The sequence below is a fragment of the Moheibacter stercoris genome (genome assembly GCF_040545805.1).
Taxonomy (GTDB): domain Bacteria; phylum Bacteroidota; class Bacteroidia; order Flavobacteriales; family Weeksellaceae; genus Moheibacter; species Moheibacter stercoris.
In genome coordinates this window covers 1-16,179 of sequence record NZ_JBEPMO010000006.1, presented here as the reverse complement: position 1 = coordinate 16,179, position 16,179 = coordinate 1, and the positions used below count along the sequence as shown (strand labels likewise).

Annotated in this window: 15 protein-coding genes; 7 read left to right on the top strand and 8 right to left on the bottom strand. The window is 34.6% G+C overall.

Features of this window, described 5'->3' with window-relative positions:
- The first annotated feature begins 33 nt into the window (after nucleotides 1-33).
- Nucleotides 34-1,293 carry an aminotransferase class I/II-fold pyridoxal phosphate-dependent enzyme gene (locus ABID46_RS06515; protein WP_354508283.1) on the top strand — a complete coding sequence of 420 codons (1,260 nt, stop codon included), beginning with the start codon at nucleotides 34-36 and terminating at the stop codon, nucleotides 1,291-1,293.
- A gap of 72 nt (nucleotides 1,294-1,365) precedes the next feature.
- Here ABID46_RS06515 and ABID46_RS06510 read toward each other — a convergent pair whose 3' ends face one another.
- Nucleotides 1,366-2,067, bottom strand: a complete 702-nt coding sequence (locus ABID46_RS06510) for a DUF4397 domain-containing protein (RefSeq protein ID WP_354508281.1) — start codon at nucleotides 2,065-2,067, stop codon at nucleotides 1,366-1,368.
- Between the two features lie 140 nt (nucleotides 2,068-2,207).
- Here ABID46_RS06510 and lpdA point away from each other — a divergent pair, with 140 nt between their 5' ends.
- Nucleotides 2,208-3,608 carry a dihydrolipoyl dehydrogenase gene (gene lpdA / locus ABID46_RS06505; RefSeq protein ID WP_354508279.1) on the top strand — a complete coding sequence of 467 codons (1,401 nt, stop codon included), beginning with the start codon at nucleotides 2,208-2,210 and terminating at the stop codon, nucleotides 3,606-3,608.
- Nucleotides 3,609-3,677: 69 nt separating this feature from the next.
- Here lpdA and ABID46_RS06500 read toward each other — a convergent pair whose 3' ends face one another.
- Nucleotides 3,678-3,968, bottom strand: a complete 291-nt coding sequence (locus tag ABID46_RS06500) for a GlsB/YeaQ/YmgE family stress response membrane protein (protein ID WP_354508277.1) — start codon at nucleotides 3,966-3,968, stop codon at nucleotides 3,678-3,680.
- Nucleotides 3,969-4,106: 138 nt separating this feature from the next.
- Here ABID46_RS06500 and glmM point away from each other — a divergent pair, with 138 nt between their 5' ends.
- Both glmM and ABID46_RS06490 read left to right on the top strand, forming a co-directional pair.
- On the top strand, nucleotides 4,107-5,489 hold the full coding sequence (gene glmM, locus ABID46_RS06495) for a phosphoglucosamine mutase (protein WP_354508275.1): 1,383 nt from the start codon (nucleotides 4,107-4,109) through the stop codon (nucleotides 5,487-5,489).
- Between the two features lie 159 nt (nucleotides 5,490-5,648).
- Nucleotides 5,649-7,199, top strand: a complete 1,551-nt coding sequence (locus ABID46_RS06490) for a helix-turn-helix domain-containing protein (protein WP_354508273.1) — start codon at nucleotides 5,649-5,651, stop codon at nucleotides 7,197-7,199.
- 79 nt (nucleotides 7,200-7,278) lie between these two features.
- Here the strand turns inward: ABID46_RS06490 and ABID46_RS06485 are convergent, their stop codons facing one another.
- Nucleotides 7,279-8,514 carry a phage tail-like protein gene (locus ABID46_RS06485; RefSeq protein WP_354508271.1) on the bottom strand — a complete coding sequence of 412 codons (1,236 nt, stop codon included), beginning with the start codon at nucleotides 8,512-8,514 and terminating at the stop codon, nucleotides 7,279-7,281.
- A gap of 561 nt (nucleotides 8,515-9,075) precedes the next feature.
- Between ABID46_RS06485 and ABID46_RS06480 the strand changes: the two genes are divergently transcribed.
- The 3 genes from ABID46_RS06480 (at nucleotide 9,076) to ABID46_RS06470 (ending at nucleotide 12,012) form a co-directional block, all read left to right on the top strand.
- On the top strand, nucleotides 9,076-10,467 hold the full coding sequence (locus ABID46_RS06480) for a tetratricopeptide repeat protein (RefSeq protein WP_354508269.1): 1,392 nt from the start codon (nucleotides 9,076-9,078) through the stop codon (nucleotides 10,465-10,467).
- A 40-nt stretch (nucleotides 10,468-10,507) separates the two neighbouring features.
- Nucleotides 10,508-11,242 carry a DUF4241 domain-containing protein gene (locus ABID46_RS06475; protein ID WP_354508267.1) on the top strand — a complete coding sequence of 245 codons (735 nt, stop codon included), beginning with the start codon at nucleotides 10,508-10,510 and terminating at the stop codon, nucleotides 11,240-11,242.
- 146 nt (nucleotides 11,243-11,388) lie between these two features.
- Nucleotides 11,389-12,012: a metallophosphoesterase gene (locus ABID46_RS06470; protein ID WP_354508265.1), complete on the top strand. Its 624-nt coding sequence runs from the start codon at nucleotides 11,389-11,391 to the stop codon at nucleotides 12,010-12,012.
- Between the two features lie 2 nt (nucleotides 12,013-12,014).
- On the opposite strand, the gene ABID46_RS06465 is transcribed toward ABID46_RS06470, so the two are convergent.
- From ABID46_RS06465 to ABID46_RS06445, 5 genes are all read right to left on the bottom strand, one after another.
- A complete protein-coding gene (locus ABID46_RS06465; protein WP_354508263.1) occupies nucleotides 12,015-13,646 on the bottom strand; it encodes an ABC-F family ATP-binding cassette domain-containing protein in 1,632 nt (543 codons plus the stop codon).
- Nucleotides 13,647-13,726: 80 nt separating this feature from the next.
- Complete coding sequence (locus tag ABID46_RS06460) at nucleotides 13,727-14,461, bottom strand: hypothetical protein (protein ID WP_354508261.1); 735 nt, start codon at nucleotides 14,459-14,461, stop codon at nucleotides 13,727-13,729.
- A gap of 19 nt (nucleotides 14,462-14,480) precedes the next feature.
- The gene (locus ABID46_RS06455) at nucleotides 14,481-14,933 is read right to left on the bottom strand and encodes a nuclear transport factor 2 family protein (RefSeq protein ID WP_354508259.1); all 453 of its coding nucleotides are present in this window, start codon (nucleotides 14,931-14,933) and stop codon (nucleotides 14,481-14,483) included.
- Nucleotides 14,933-15,787 carry a peptide chain release factor N(5)-glutamine methyltransferase gene (gene prmC / locus ABID46_RS06450; protein ID WP_354508257.1) on the bottom strand — a complete coding sequence of 285 codons (855 nt, stop codon included), beginning with the start codon at nucleotides 15,785-15,787 and terminating at the stop codon, nucleotides 14,933-14,935. The genes ABID46_RS06455 and prmC overlap by 1 nt, the downstream gene beginning before the upstream one ends.
- On the bottom strand, nucleotides 15,784-15,984 hold the full coding sequence (locus ABID46_RS06445) for a hypothetical protein (RefSeq protein ID WP_354508255.1): 201 nt from the start codon (nucleotides 15,982-15,984) through the stop codon (nucleotides 15,784-15,786). Before ABID46_RS06445 ends, prmC begins: the two co-directional genes overlap by 4 nt.
- Nucleotides 15,985-16,179 lie beyond the last annotated feature (195 nt).

Below are 16,179 nucleotides of genomic sequence, written 5' to 3'. Positions count from 1 at the left end.
TACATTTCATAAATTAAGCAAAATACTGATCTAATGGATATTTTTGAAAGAATTAAAAAGAACCCTGGACCTCTTGGTCAATTCGCAGATTATGGCGAAGGATATTTTATTTTTCCTGAATTAGAAGGAGAAATGGGACCTAGAATGAAATTCAAAGGAAAAGATGTTGTCGTTTGGAGTTTGAATAACTATTTAGGTTTAGCCAATCACCCAGAAGTAAGAAAAGCAGATGCAGATGCTGCAGCGAAATATGGTATGGCTGCTCCAATGGGAGCTCGTGCTATGACAGGTCAAACCAAGTATCACCAACAATTGGAGAGTGAATTGGCGGAATTTGTTGGCAAAGAATCAGCTTATTTGTTAAATTTCGGATATCCAGGTATGGTGTCTGCGATTGATGCCTTGGTTTCCAAAAATGACGTCATTGTATATGACCAAGAATGTCATGCTTGTATTGTAGACGGAGTTCGTTTGCATTTCGGAAAAAGATTTACCTATTTACATAACGATATCGATAGTTTGCGTAAAAATTTAGCGAGAGCAACCAAAATTACCGAACAAACGGGAGGTGGAATCTTGGTGATTACCGAAGGTGTATTTGGTATGATGGCAGAACAAGGGAAATTGAAAGAAATCTGTGATTTGAAATCAGAATTCAATTTCCGTTTGTTGGTTGACGATGCGCACGGTTTCGGAACTTTGGGTAAAACTGGTGCTGGAGCAGGTGAGGAGCAAGGTTGTCAAGATCAAATCGATGTGTATTTCTCAACTTTCGCAAAATCGATGGCAGGTTTTGGTGGATTTTTCGCTGGTGATAAAGAGGTAATTCGTTACTTACAATACAATTTGCGTTCACAAATCTTTGCAAAATCTTTGTGTATGCCTATGACAATTGGTGGATTGAAGCGTTTAGAATTATTGCGTACAAAACCCGAATTGAAAGATAAATTATGGGAAAATGTAACGAAAATTCAAGCAGGTTTACGCGCGAGAAACTTCAATTTAGGATTAACCAATACGCCTGTAACACCAATTATCCTACAAGGAAGTCCAATTGAGGCGACGATCATGGCCAAAGATTTACGTGAGAATCATGGTGTGTTTGTTTCAGTTGTGGTTTATCCGGTTATTCCAAAAGGAACCATCATCTTCAGAATTATCCCTACAGCGGCGCATACCGATGAAGATATTGAGTTTACATTAAACGCTTTTGATTCCATTCGCGAGAAATTGGATTCAGGTTATTATAAAAAAGCAGCAGATGAGATGGATGTTGACTATGTTCAATACTAAATCTAATCTGATTCAATAAAAAAAAATCCTTGCAAGTCAGACTTGCAGGGATTTTCTTTTGTAAATACAAGTTTATAAATTATATGGAATGATTTGAATATCCAATTTTTGGGTATTATCATTGGTATTGACTAAACCTTTTGCTACAACCGAATATACTTTTCCATTGTTAAATGTGACAAATTTGGAAAGCAAAGTATCACTGGTTGAATTATCAATTAAAAACATGCGTTTGTTTAATACTTCATTGACTTCCATGTAATTGGAAGATTGCTTAAATAAATAGGTTCCTAAATTTGCGGTTTCTCCTGCAATCGCAACTTTTAAATTAGGAGCATCTGATGAAAGTTGGTAAAAATGAATCGCCGCTTTTCCAGATCCTGGAACAATAAAGTTTTCTTCAAAGGAAACCAATTCTGTTTGATTGGGAGTGTTCACAGCGAAAACCGAATAAAATCGGTCCATACCAATAGTTAAGTTTAAGGTGTCTAAAGGAGTTGACCCTGAGTTTACCGTGATTTGTCTGATTCCAACTTCTCCATTCCATAAGGTATTATAGTATTGTCCATAGTTTACAGAATTGTTAAAAATGGGTTCACCACCTGAATGAAATTTTAAATTAGAGGTTCCGGGAGAGAAATTTGCAAAAGCAACACTTCCTCTTGGATTTTGATTTTGATTGGGTTGATCATCCGTATCCAAACAAGAAACCGCTAAAGTTCCAGAAAAAACTACGGCAATAATTAAGTTCAAAGATTTATAATATTTTTTCATTTTTGAGGATTTTTACTTCTATGATGTATAAACGTACAAAAGGTTGCTTTAGTATTTGAATATTTTGGATTTGTACTTGAATTAACTCAGATTTAATCATTAATTTTACAGCTTCAATCAAAATATATAAACATTTCATTATGAATCAATACGATGTTACCGTAATCGGCTCAGGTCCTGGAGGATATGTTGCTGCAATTCGTTGTGCTCAATTGGGGTTAAAAACAGCCATTATTGAGAAAAACAGTTTAGGAGGAACTTGTTTAAATGTAGGATGTATACCTTCTAAAGCTTTGTTGGACTCTTCTGAACACTACCACAATGCGGTACATAATTTCGCTACTCATGGAATTGATATCGAAAAACCAAAAGTTAATTTTGGTCAAATGATTCAACGTAAACGTGAAGTGATTGATCAAACTGTCAAAGGAATTGAGTTCTTAATGAGCAAAAACAAAATTGATGTATACTATGGAGTTGGTTCTTTTAAAGATGCAACTCATATTTCAATTGCCAAAAATGACGGTTCTAACGAAGAAATCGAAACCAAAAATACCATCATTGCAACAGGTTCTTCTTCTACAGAATTGCCATTTGCAAAAACCGATCAAAAACGTATCATTACTTCTACTGAAGCCTTAGAGCTTTCAGAAGTTCCAAAACATTTGGTTGTAATTGGAGGTGGAGTAATTGGATTGGAATTGGGTTCTGTTTATTTGCGTTTAGGTTCGGAAGTTACCGTAGTAGAATTCATGGATCGAATCATCCCAGGAATGGATGGTGCTTTGTCAAAAGAATTGTTGAAAGTTTTGAAAAAGCAAGGAATGAAATTCCATACTTCTACCAAAGTAACAGAAGTTACCAATAATGGTGATTCCGTAACGGTTAAAGCAGAAGGTAAAAATGGAGATTCTTTGACTTTTGATGGAGATTATGTTTTGGTTTCTGTTGGTAGAAGTCCTTATACGGGGTCACTTGGTTTGGAAAATGTTGGAGTTGAAACGGACGAAAGAGGAAGAATCAAAACCAATGGACATCTTCAAACCAATGTTGCCAATATTTATGCAATTGGTGACGTTGTTGCGGGCGCTATGTTGGCGCATAAAGCGGAAGAAGAAGGGGTTTTGGTTGCGGAACAATTGGTCGGACAAAAACCACATATCAATTATGATTTGATTCCAGGTGTTGTGTATACTTGGCCTGAAGTTGCAGGAGTTGGTAAAACAGAAGAACAATTAAAAGAAGCTGGTGTAAAATACAAAGTGGGAAGTTTCCCATTCAGAGCTTTGGGTAGAGCAAGAGCTAGTATGGATTTAGATGGATTCGTAAAGATTTTAGCAGATGAAACAACTGATGAAGTTTTAGGAATCCATATGATCGGTGCTCGTGCAGCAGACTTAATTGCTGAGGCTGTTGTAGCATTGGAATATAGAGCTTCTGCTGAAGATATCTCTAGAATGAGCCATGCCCATCCAACGTTTGCGGAAGCAATCAAAGAAGCTGCTTTGGATGCAACGGGTAAAAGAGCTATTCATATGTAAAAAGAAAACATAACGATAAAAGATAAGCCAATCTTTCGATTGGCTTTTTTATTTATTTCAATAGAGTTTTTAAGAAGCAGAACCCGCAACTTTTTTCCAAATAAATAGAATGACCAAAGCTCCGACTATTGCAGAGATAAAGCCTGTAAATGACCAATTGTCAGCAGAAGGATTGTAGTCAAAAATTAAACTACTTAACCATCCACCTAAAATTGCTCCCCCAATTCCGATTAACATGGTGACGAAGAAACCTCCCGGATCTTTTCCAGGCATAATCCATTTCGCTAAAGCGCCAGCTATGATACCGAAAATGGCCCATGAAATCCAGTTTAATAATCCTCCGAAAATTAGTGCAGACATTGTTTCCATAAATTTTAAAGATTTTGATTTATATCAAAGTTACTGATTTTTATCAGTATTTACCCAATTTTTAAAAGAAATAATATCCGCTCTCATTTCCTAAATTCTTTTACTTTTGTTCTAAGAAAAAACGTATTTATGGCACTTATCAAATCAATTTCGGGAATTCGTGGAACCATTGGAGGAGTTATTAATGAGAATTTAACTCCAATCGATGCTGTGAAATTTTCTGCTGCCTATGGAACTTGGTTAAAAGAAAATTTAGGAAAATCCAATTGCAAAGTTGTGATTGGAAGAGATGCAAGGATTTCTGGGAAAATGATTTCAGATTTGGTGAGTTCTACCTTACAAGGTTTAGGCATTGACGTCATTGATTTAGGTCTTTCAACGACACCTACTGTTGAGGTTATGGTTCCGTATTTTAAAGCTGACGGTGGAATTATTTTAACCGCAAGTCATAATCCAAAACAGTGGAATGCACTTAAATTATTGAATGCAAAAGGCGAATTTGTTTCTGGTAAAGATGGTGAACGAATTTTGGAGATTGCTGAAAAAGATGCCTTTGAATTTGCCGATGTAGATGATTTAGGTACTTACGAAAATTTCGATAAAGCCATAGAATTGCATATTGACCAAATTTTAGCATTGCCTTTGGTAAATGCTGAGGCTATTGCTGCGAAAAAATTCAAAGTTGTCATTGATGCTGTGAATTCTACTGGAGGAATTGCTATTCCGCCATTGTTGGACAAATTGGGTGTAGATTATGTGAAAATGTACTGCGAACCCAATGGACATTTCCCGCATAATCCAGAACCTTTGAAAGAACATTTGACTGATATTTCGCAAAAAGTAGTGGAAGAATCTGCTGATTTGGGGATTGTGGTTGATCCAGACGTAGACCGTTTGGCTTTGATTTCGGAAGATGGTGAAATGTTTGGGGAAGAATATACCTTGGTTGCCGTCGCTGATTATGTTTTAGGAAAAACGGCCTCACCTACCGTTTCCAATTTATCGTCTTCTCGTGCTTTACGAGATATAGCGCAAAAACATGGTCAAACTTATGCTGCTTCTGCAGTTGGTGAAGTAAATGTCGTGGAGAGGATGAAGGAAATAGGTGCAAAAATCGGAGGAGAAGGGAACGGTGGAATCATCTATCCAGAATTGCATTATGGTCGTGATTCCTTGGTGGGGATTGCTTTGTTTTTAAGTTATTTGGCTGAAAAGGATATGAAACTAAGTGAATTGCGTGCATCTTATCCGCCTTATTTCATGGGGAAAAAGAAAATTGATTTACAAGCTGGAATCGATGTTGATGCGATTTTGAAGAAAGTCGAAGAAAAATATCAATCAGAAGAAATTTCTACCGTTGATGGTGTGAAAATTGACTTTCCTACGCAATGGGTTCATTTGCGTAAATCCAATACGGAACCTATCATCCGAATATATACAGAAGCGCCAACGCAAGATCAAGCCGACGCTTTGGCCGATCGATTTATTGAGGAATTGAAAAGCTTAAGTTAACCTTTAAAATTCAACTCTCTCTCTAACCTAACAACGCCTAAAAGTTTTAAAATCAACGAACTATCAATGATGATGAGTTCGTTCACCTAACTTTTAGAATAAAATTCATTGGAATCAAACTATTATTACTGCTTAAAAATCTGCTTGATAGTTCTTTTTATGGGAACAATTCAGGTGTTTTCTCAAGAGGAAAATTCCGAATCAGATTACAAAAAAATCTATTCCCAAATTCTGCAAGATCCATCTCGATCTGCACAGGAAATGGTTGTATATGCTGATTCTCTTAAATCCGCTGCCAAAAATAATCGAGATGTAGTATACGCAGATCTTATTTTAGCAACTGCCTACATCCATACCACACAAGAAGCCAAAGCCATTGAAGTAATTCAAGAAGCTCATGATCTTGCCGCTAAGTCAGGTTTGCATGAAGAAAAAATAATGGCCATGTTTCATTTGAAAGATGCGTATCGAAAGTTTCAATTGGAAGAAAAAAGAAAAGAAATCATTCATCAAATTTCCAAAGAAGTAGAAAGTTTAGAGCAAAATGACTTTTATTATAGTGTCAAAGCAGATAATTTTCTTGATTTAGCTTCAATTAATAAAGAGAATCATGAATTGTATGAAAAATTCTTATTGGACGCGCATAAATTGTTCCGACAACATGATTTTTCAGGTTCGATTAAAATGCGTGTATTGAATAATTTGGGTAGCTATTATCATGACCAAAAAAAGTATGATGAGGCAGAGAAATATTTTAGAGAATTATTGAAATTCAATAAGGAAAAATACAATAATAGTGTTGTTTATCAGGTTGTTGGGAATCTTAATTTAGCGCATATATTTAATCTTAAAAAAGAATTTGAAAAAGCCTCTAGTCATTTAGAAATAAGTGAAAATTTGATTGATAAACATGACTTGAGTGGTTATGCGGTCACTTTGAAAAAAATTCAAACGGATTATTTACGTGGTATTGGTGATTTAAATAAGGAAAATACCCTAAATAGGGAATTATTGGAATTAAGTGAACAAGTTAGTGATAGTACGAAAAAAGCCATTGAACAAGTAATTAAATTTGAAAAGTTCAGTAGCGAAGAAGAGAAAAAAGCGTTAGTTGAAAAGAAAAACCAAAACATTTTCTTTCTTCTTGGCTTTTCAATAGTCTGTTTGCTGTTTGCTTTATGGGTGTTTTTCATGTATAAAAGATACAAGAAGCAAAAATCTAAGGCGTTCAATAAACTAATTGAAAAATTGGAATTGCTTCAAAATTCAAAAGAAATTCCACTCGTTTCCATTCCAGTTGAAAAGGAAATAAAGACCAAGGACAAGACAGGTTGTATTGAAATTGGAATTTCTGAAGAAAAAGAGTTAGAAATTCTTCATAATCTGGAAGAATTTGAAAAGGGAGAGGCGTTTACAGACAATCAGTTTTCCTTGTCGAGTTTAGCGGCGCATCTCAATACCAATACAAAATATTTATCTTTTGTTTTGAAAAAACATAGAGGTGAAGGATATTCTGATTATATCAATCGCATACGAATTGAATACATAGCGAAACGAATGTATAATGAACCAGAACTTCTGAAATACAAAATTACGCATCTAGCAGAATTAGCAGGATTTTCTTCTCATAGTCGTTTTACGCAAATATTCAAGAAAGAAACCAATTTATCTCCTTCAGCATTCATTGAAAAATTACAGCTAAAGAAATAAAAAAAAAACCTATGCAATTTTCATCGCATAGGTTAATAAATCAATTAGTTCAAGGGTAGATCGGGTTAAGATTATATTTTTAATACTGGAAAATTTTGATCCATCTTTCTCCATTTGAAACATAAAGAGCTGTTCCAGTTGTTTGTGATGCTAAATCGTTTTCCATAAATGAATGGGTCGTAAAATCAATTGTACCTGTATTTCTAATTGTGATGTAAATTTCTCTTCCTTTATGAGTTGTAGGATCAGGCATGTTTAAGGCATAATTTGATGTAGAATCATGAATCAAATATTTATCATTCGTATAAACAGCTCCAGCAGCTCCAGTTAAAAAAATCACATTACTAGGGGCATGTCGGACTACTCCATTTCTATTTACACCGATGGGCATCACAAATTCCGTAATTCCATCTTGTGCTTTTAATCCACCTACAATAAGAGATTCTTGGCTTTGATCCAATTCGTTTCTTACATTTCCTCCAATATGTAAGGTGGCTTGTGGGGATTTTACACCAATTCCAATTCGTCCCTTCGGAACATCAGAAATACCATAGGTGTTATTGTTTAGGTTCAATCCAATGATGAAATTTCCGATATTCAAACTATTTCCAGTTGCTTCAGCTTCACCCGGAATAGCGGTATTAACTCCAATTAAAATATTATTGGATTGATTTCTTAAATGTTTCTGATTGAAATTTTCTGTTATAGCAACACCTGCATTATGTCCAATTAATGTATTATTGATTCCGGTGGTAATATGAGTAGCACTATTTTTTCCTACTGCTGTGTTATTTGAGCCCGTAAAACTGCTATTTGCACCTCCTAAAAAAACATTGGATGTCGCGAAGTCCAATCGATTATTCGTGGTTAACGTCATACGTTCTACATTGTTGGTTTTAAATACCAAAGCATTGTTGTCTGTGGTTCCAATGAAGTTAGTAGCAGCATCTGTTCCTTTATTTCCAGATGTTGACCAAGAATTATGATCAAATGCTTGCCATTTCGTTCCATTAAAGAAATAATAACCTGGAGTTTTGACATCTTCTGTTTTGTCGTTGGCTGGAACAGAAGCCTCAAAAGGAGCGGTAACATAAACAATTGTACCCATTTGAGCAGAAGTATAGGCACCGTTTTTCTCCGTTAATTCTTCTCCGGTAAAAATAGGTGTTATAATTCCTTCTGGAATTGTTTTATCGAACTCTTCTAATTTTTTTACATCTAATGTAGCAGCCGGAGATTCTGTGTTAATTCCTACTTGAGAATACGAACAAATAACGGCCATTAATAATGTGGTAGTTAAAATTGATTTTTTCATTATATCCTTATTTATAATTGGGAAGCCAAAAGTATTTACTTCAACACTCTTTATGTAAGAAAGGAATGTCATTATTCTAGAATAATAACATAATAAAATGGTTAAATAATTGATAATCAAATTGTTTTATTTTGTTTGTTTTGTCTGGTTTGATCGAGTTTTTTCTAGTGTTTTTTTAAATTAATTGGGTATTTCATTCAAAATCAATGTCCAAAATGACCTTTAAGTATTGGAAATTTACTCCTTAGCCCAGATGGAAATGGAAATCCTTTTTTGAAAATCGCTTGCTTTTGTCTTGCTGAAAAATTGGATGCAAAGGAAATCTTTTTGGCAAGAAACAAAAGGAGCGAAGGTCAAAAAAGATTGAAATGAACAGCTGGATTGGCTACTGAATATTAGAGAAATTTTAAGTGAAAGAATAGGTTTTGTTCAGTAATGGAATTTTCCTTTTTTGACGGTCAAGAATTCCCAATAATCTTGTTTTTCTTGGTTGTTCATTTGTTGTGTAAAACTGAACCTAAACTTGGCACTATAGTTGTTAAAATTGCGTAAATTCGTAAAGTGGAAGAGGGATTTTTAAATAATGAATTGATTGAGCGATTCGAGCAAATGCTCGATGAAAAGCAGAGCTTCTATTTTGATACGGAGGAATTTTACGAAATCATTGCGTATTATTTAGATGTTGGAGACTTACCTTTTGCCAAAAAGGCGATTGATTATGCAAGTGATATGTACCCAACAAGTACAGAAATCCAAATCAAAAGGCTTGAGTATTTATTGGCTTTGGATAAGTTGAAAGCTGCTGCTGTGCTAATTCAAGAGTTAAAAGATGTAGGTGAAAACGATGTAGATTATGTGATTTGTGTTGCTCGTTTTTGGTCCTTAAAAGGAAATCCAACCAAAGCGATTCAGTTTTATGAAAAGGCTTTGGAATTTGGAGACGACATGGAATACATCTACAATTGTATGGGAAATGAATTTCTCAATCTAAAGGAAATCAACAAGGCATTGTTTTATTACAAAAGTGCTTTGGAATTGGATTTAGATGATGATTTTGCTTTTTATTCTTGCGTTCAATGTTATGAAGATTTACATCTAAATGATGAATGTATTGAATTCTTACTGAAATACATTGAGCTTCGTCCGTATTCGGAAATTGCTTGGTCTCAATTGGGACAGCAATATATGTCCATGAAAAATTACGAAGAAGCGCATAGAGCCTTTGATTATGCCACTTTGATTAATCCAAAGAGTATTTTGGCGTATACCCAAAAAGCTTCTTGTTTGGAAAAATTGGAAGATTATGAAAAGGCAATCGAAGTCTATGAGGAAACCTTAGAATTGGACGATTCTGCTGCGTATACCTATTTGCAGATTGGTACTTGCTACATGAAATTGGGAAAACCCTTCAAAGCCTTAAAATCTTTTCATCAATCCTTGCATGAAGATCCGCAACTAGATCAAACATGGGTAGCAACTTCTGATTTGTATGAAAGCATTGGCAATTACGATGAAGCTTTGTACTATCTGAATCGTGGAATTGATTTAGATAATTTAAATATAGATTATTGGAAGCGTCGAGCTTATTTACACATTCAATTGGTTCGATTTGAAGAGTCAAGTTTGGACTATTATCGTTTGGTTGAATTGGAACCCAATAATTTTTACAATTGGTTAGGATTGACTGAAACCTTGATTACCATTGGAGATTATCAAAAAGCAATCGAAGCTGTGTATAGAGGTTTGAAACATTTTAACCGTGCGGAATTGTATTATCAGTTGAGCAATTGTTATTATTTGCTAGGTGAGGAGGAAATGGGATTGAATGCCTTCAAAAAAGCTTCTGACTTGAACGCTTCTTTGCAGAACGAAATGTTTGAAAAATATCCGATTTTAGAAAACAAATACAAGTATACTTCTAAGAAAGGAAAGAACAAAAAAGGAAGTCAATAAGAACTTCTATTTAATTAATAATTACACGAAATATTATAGTATGAGTCAATTTCCAAGTGCCGAATGGCTGGAATTATACCAATCCAAAGAAAACTTATTGAACGCTTATAGCAATTTTAATGAGTATTTTTCTGAAAAGGAATTATACAATCGTCCACTTCATCATATCAACATGGGAACCGTAAATTTTCCAACTGGTGAAATTATCGTTTGTGATCCATTAACCTATTTAGATATTGAATCGGAACCCTATTTCACAAAAGTTCCACAAGGTGTTTTTCCGGTAGATACTGTAGTCGTAGAAGTAGAAGAAGATCATTTCCGTTATGCTGCTACGCGAATTAAATTTTCGGACAAAAAAGCTGTAAAACACATTGAAGCTTTGTTGGGATATGAAGATTTGACGGAGTTGGGCGAAGATGAATATTTCGGATTTACCGTAGAGTCAGGATTAGCAACCATTGTGGACGTGGCAACACGTGATCAATTTTGTGATTTCGTCAATCGTTGGGATTATGAAAATGATGAAGATAAAAATCTTTATGATGATTTTTTTGCAGCCGAATTTAAAAGGAGTTTTGAAAAACATCCTCAATTTCAACGCGAAGGAGGAGATTGGATCAACATGAAAATCCCAAATACAGATGCCGATTTACCGATGATTCAAACAGGGTTTGGGGATGGTACTTATCCTGTTTATTTTGGATATGATGAAAACAACGAAGTTTGTGAAATAGTAATGCAGTACATCGATTTGGAATTGGCGTTCGGATAAAACATTAAAAAAAATATAATTAAGGAAACAGGTTCAATTTTTGGGCCTGTTTTTTTGTATTCATAAAGATTTCTTCACCTAAAATTATTCTTAAATTAAGTTTAGCCTAATTTTTGTTAAGTAGTTTTGAAATAAGCTATTATCATATGAAACATTTCATCATTGGAGATATTCATGGTTGTTATTTTACCCTACAAGAAATGTTGAAGAATTGGGATGTGCAGAATGAGAAATTGGTTTTATTGGGTGATTATGTCAACAAAGGCAAACATAGTTTTGCTGTGTTGGAATTCTTGTTGAATTTGCAAAAATCTCATCCCGAAAAAACGGTTATTTTAAAAGGAAACAACGAATATTTGTTTGAAGAATACTATAGGGATTCCATTAATTTGGCGACCAAACAAAAATTTGAAATGTTCAACATGAACTATTTGCATACCTTGGATTGGATGCAAAATTTACCGCATTTCTATGAAAATGGCGTAGTCTATGCTACTCATGCTGGAATTGCTGAAGATGTAAATTATCCAATTGAACAAGATGAAATTCAAGTTTTATTCAATCGAAAACCTTTAAAAAACATACAGAAGCTTCAATTTTTGGGACATATCGTGGTTGATGAACCTGAATACGATCCCGAAGCCAATGCTTGGTATATGGACACTGGAGCAGGTTTAGGTAAAAAACTTTCGGGTGTTAAGGTTTCCGAAAATGGAGAAATTGAAGAAATGATCTGTCTCAAAATTCATGAGAAAGATAAGGCGAAATAATTTTATTTCTCAATCTCTTTCAAGCTTTCCATTTTTTTGGTAGCCAAAAATCCTTTGATGTCTTCAAAATGTTCTTTTACTCGTTTGTTGCCAAATTCGAATACTTTTTCGGCCAAACCATCCAAGAAATCACGGTCGTGAGAAACCAAAATCACCGTTCCTTCAAATTCCTTTAAGGCTTCCTTGATAATGTCTTTGGTTTTCATATCCAAGTGGTTCGTAGGCTCATCGAGAATCAACACATTGTAAGGTTCTAGCAATAATTTGATCATCGCCAAACGCGTTTTTTCACCACCCGATAAAACTTTTACCTTTTTGTCGATATCGTCTCCTTTGAACATGAAAGCGCCCAAGATATTTTTGATTTGGGTTCTAATGTCTCCTTCGGCTATACGGTCAATGGTTTCGAAAATGGTTAAATCTTCATCCAACAAAGATGCTTGATTTTGCGCAAAATATCCGATTTGAGCATTATGACCAATTTCAACTTTACCATCGAATTCAATTTCGCCCATAATCGCTTTGATCATGGTCGATTTTCCTTCGCCATTTTTCCCAACCAATGCCACTTTTTGACCACGTTCAATGACCATATTGGCATCTTTGAACACCAAATGTTCTCCATAAGACTTGGTTAAATTTTCAACTGTTACCGGATATTGACCCGTACGTTGAGCGGGAGGGAAGCGAAGTTTCAAAGCCGATGTGTCGATTTCGTCTACTTGGATAATGTCTAATTTTTCCAACATTTTCACTCTTGATTGAACTTGTAATGTTTTGGAATAAGTTCCTTTAAAACGTTCAATAAAATCCTTGGTTTCAGCAATCATTTTTTGCTGTTCTTCGTAGTGTTTTTGTTGTTGTTCACGACGTTCTTGACGTAAAACCAAATAGTCTGAATATTTCGCTCGGTAGTCGTAGATTCTACCCATTGTTACTTCAATCGTACGGTTGGTAATATTATCGACAAATGCTCTATCGTGTGAAATCACCATAACCGCTTTGGCTTGATTTTTCAAGAATTCTTCCAACCATTGAATCGATTCAATATCCAAGTGGTTGGTAGGCTCATCCAGCAAAATCAAATCGGGTTTTCGAAGTAAAATTTTGGCCAATTCAATTCGCATGCGCCATCCACCTGAAAATTCTGAAGTTGGACGATCCAAATCTTCTTGCGAAAATCCCATTCCTTTCAGGACTTTTTCCACTTCAGAATCGTAATTGACTTCTTCAATCGAATAAAATTTCTCGCTCAATTCCGATACGCGTTCAATCAATTTCATGTATTCATCGCTTTCGTAATCGGTACGAACGGTTAATTGTTCATTGATTTCATCGATTTCGTTTTTCATGGAAAGGTATTCCTGAAAAGCTTTGGAAGCTTCTTCACGAACGGTACAATTGTCTTCTGTTAACAAATGTTGAGGCAAGTATGCGATGACTGCTTCTTTTGGAGCGGAAATATTTCCTGTAGAAGGTTTGTTAATTCCTGCGACAATTTTCAATAGAGTGGATTTACCAGCTCCATTTTTACCCATTAAGGCAATTTTGTCATTTTCATTGATTACAAAACTAACTCCACTAAACAAAGTAGTAGCACCAAATAAAACCGAAATATCGTTAACTGAAATCATAATTTTCTTCAAAAACCCTGCAAAGATACTTTAATCTCGTATGGTTTTGAAAAGGAAACTAAGATTTAATCAAGGGAAGTCTAGGATTTCGATTTTCTACAATCGATGATTCGAATTCCATCTGTGTTAGAAGTTAAAATCAGACGTGAATTATCTCCAACAACCGAATAGATTTGCATTTCGTCAGAATCAAGATTCAATTGAAATTCCTTGTCTATAAACCAAGTTCCTTCTTTGGTAACGATTTCTTCTCCGATTACTTCAGAGGATAGATAAGTATTGTCTGAATTGAACTGATAAAACGTATCTTCCATATTTTCTGGAGCAGTAGGAGCGTCCATTCCATCAAATCGTTTGATGACAACATTCCATTTTCCAGACGTTAAAATTTTCACTATTTCTTCTTCTGATTTCTCTATTGGGATGTGTACATGATGAATCAATCCGATCTTAAATCCGCCATTGTCAACATAATTTAGCAAAAGACCTAAATCGCTAATTTCTTCTACAATTGCTCGGTATTTACTTCCTTTTTCGTTGAAATGAATCGCTTTTGTATCGGGATTATAGGTCCATTTTCCTAAAACCTTTCCCATATTTCCAGGCATTTCGTAGGTTCCATCTGTATTGAATTTCACCCAAGCAGCACGGATTTTTTCAGCACTTTCTTCCTCAATTCGCTCACCTTCAGGAGAAATATTATAGGAGATATTCCAAGTGCTGGCAGTCAAATAGTTTTGAACTTGATCTGGTGATAAATCGGTTTGGGCAATACAATAAAACGGCAATAAAAGCCAAAAGAAATACTTCATCATACATCAAATGTACGCATTTTTAGGAATCGAAATCAACTTCAACGCTTTGTCGAGATAACAATTGCCAATTTTCATTGGCTAAAATCCAAACTTCCAAAATCTTTAAATCCACTTCGAATTCCTTTTCGTTTAATCTTCCTTTGGCCGTTAGATTTCGTCTGATGGATTTAATTTCCTCATTTTGAAAATGTACTTCTGGCGTTCCATGATATAGAAATGCATGGTATTTAATTTTGGAAGTTGGAAGGTTTTCGAGAAGTGATTCTTTTGTTTCAATCCAACCATTGGAATGACCAAGAGACAAATTGGGATGTAAAATAGAATTCAAATTCGTCACATCTTTGTTCATCAAATACGAATCAAGTAAAATGCAATGTTGAAGTTCGGGTTCGTAATTATTTTGGTTTTGGGCAAATGAAATCTGGACGAAAACAAATATTGGAATCAGAAAATTTAAAAAGTAGCTTTTCATTATAGTAAATTAGAACATTTGATCATGCGATCGTTTTGAGAAATATCTTTTTTGATTACTACATTTTGGAAATAAGTAGAAAATAAATCTTTGGTTTCACTTCCTAATTCTTGATTGATTTCTACATAGATTTCGCCATTTGTATTCAAATTGGTTTGAGCAAATTCGGCAATTTTTCGATAGAAAATCAAAGGATCATGGTCGGGAACAAACAAGGCAGAATGCGGTTCAAATTCTAATACGGTTTCGTTCATAGAATTCTTTTCGAAATCTGCAATATAGGGTGGATTGCTTACAATAAGATCAAATTTTGGTAAGGAATTCGCTTCGAAATTCAAAAAATCAATTGGATGAAATTGAATGTCAGTTTGATGATATCCGGCATTGATTTCCGCCATTTTCAAAGCATCTTCTGAAAAATCCAATGCGTGAATTTCGGCTTGGGTTAGTTTCGTTTTTAAGGTTATAGGTATGCAACCTGATCCCGTTCCAACATCCAAGATTTTTCCTTCAAAATTGGGATGATCTTGTAAAATCCATTCGATTAATTCTTCCGTTTCAGGTCGAGGAATCAATACATTTTCATTCACAAAAAACTTCAATCCATAGAATTCTGTCTCACCAATAACATATTGAATCGGTCGATGAGCTTTTAATTCGCCTAATTTTAAATCAAAATCCAATTTGTATTCATCTACTTTCCCCCAATCTTCATAGAGCGCCAATTTTAATTTGTATTCCGGCGTATCCAAAATTTTTTCAGCCAACCAAAAAAAGATATAGTCAATTTCTTCGGACGTATACAAAGATTTCAATTCATCTTGAAAGGAATCCAACAAATCGGAAAGTTTCATTTTTTGTAATTTTTAATCAGTTGGATCAATTTTCTAAGGTTGATATAAGTAAACAAGATGAAAAAGGCTAGGATGATGTAGTTCCAAGTTTTGTTGATATTTGCATCTTGCGGCAAAGTTAATCGTCTGATGACAATGAAAATTGACAGCAAAACTATACCAACATACAAAAGAATTCCTCCTAATTTTTTATTCATTTCAATTTTTTTGTAAAGATGTGGATTTTGGCTCAATCGCTAGGAATTTCTTTTCATAAAAATTCCCCGTAGAACGGGGAACTTAACAACAGACATCATATGACTAGTCCTAAAATAGATTGACAGTTATTAACTATAATTTAAATCCGGAGAGATTTTATTTCTTCGGATTTTTTTGTGTCTTTTTTCTGGAGT

What these genes read in the sequence shown, in the direction of transcription:
- ABID46_RS06515 (WP_354508283.1), top strand. Translation starts at nt 34, where the DNA reads ATGGATATTTTTGAAAGAATTAAAAAGAACCCTGGACCTCTTGGTCAA.
- ABID46_RS06510 (WP_354508281.1), bottom strand. Translation starts at nt 2,067, where the DNA reads ATGAAAAAATATTATAAATCTTTGAACTTAATTATTGCCGTAGTTTTT.
- lpdA (WP_354508279.1), top strand. Translation starts at nt 2,208, where the DNA reads ATGAATCAATACGATGTTACCGTAATCGGCTCAGGTCCTGGAGGATAT.
- ABID46_RS06500 (WP_354508277.1), bottom strand. Translation starts at nt 3,968, where the DNA reads ATGTCTGCACTAATTTTCGGAGGATTATTAAACTGGATTTCATGGGCC.
- glmM (WP_354508275.1), top strand. Translation starts at nt 4,107, where the DNA reads ATGGCACTTATCAAATCAATTTCGGGAATTCGTGGAACCATTGGAGGA.
- ABID46_RS06490 (WP_354508273.1), top strand. Translation starts at nt 5,649, where the DNA reads ATGGGAACAATTCAGGTGTTTTCTCAAGAGGAAAATTCCGAATCAGAT.
- ABID46_RS06485 (WP_354508271.1), bottom strand. Translation starts at nt 8,514, where the DNA reads ATGAAAAAATCAATTTTAACTACCACATTATTAATGGCCGTTATTTGT.
- ABID46_RS06475 (WP_354508267.1), top strand. Translation starts at nt 10,508, where the DNA reads ATGAGTCAATTTCCAAGTGCCGAATGGCTGGAATTATACCAATCCAAA.
- ABID46_RS06470 (WP_354508265.1), top strand. Translation starts at nt 11,389, where the DNA reads ATGAAACATTTCATCATTGGAGATATTCATGGTTGTTATTTTACCCTA.
- ABID46_RS06465 (WP_354508263.1), bottom strand. Translation starts at nt 13,646, where the DNA reads ATGATTTCAGTTAACGATATTTCGGTTTTATTTGGTGCTACTACTTTG.
- ABID46_RS06460 (WP_354508261.1), bottom strand. Translation starts at nt 14,461, where the DNA reads ATGATGAAGTATTTCTTTTGGCTTTTATTGCCGTTTTATTGTATTGCC.
- ABID46_RS06455 (WP_354508259.1), bottom strand. Translation starts at nt 14,933, where the DNA reads ATGAAAAGCTACTTTTTAAATTTTCTGATTCCAATATTTGTTTTCGTC.
- prmC (WP_354508257.1), bottom strand. Translation starts at nt 15,787, where the DNA reads ATGAAACTTTCCGATTTGTTGGATTCCTTTCAAGATGAATTGAAATCT.
- ABID46_RS06445 (WP_354508255.1), bottom strand. Translation starts at nt 15,984, where the DNA reads ATGAATAAAAAATTAGGAGGAATTCTTTTGTATGTTGGTATAGTTTTG.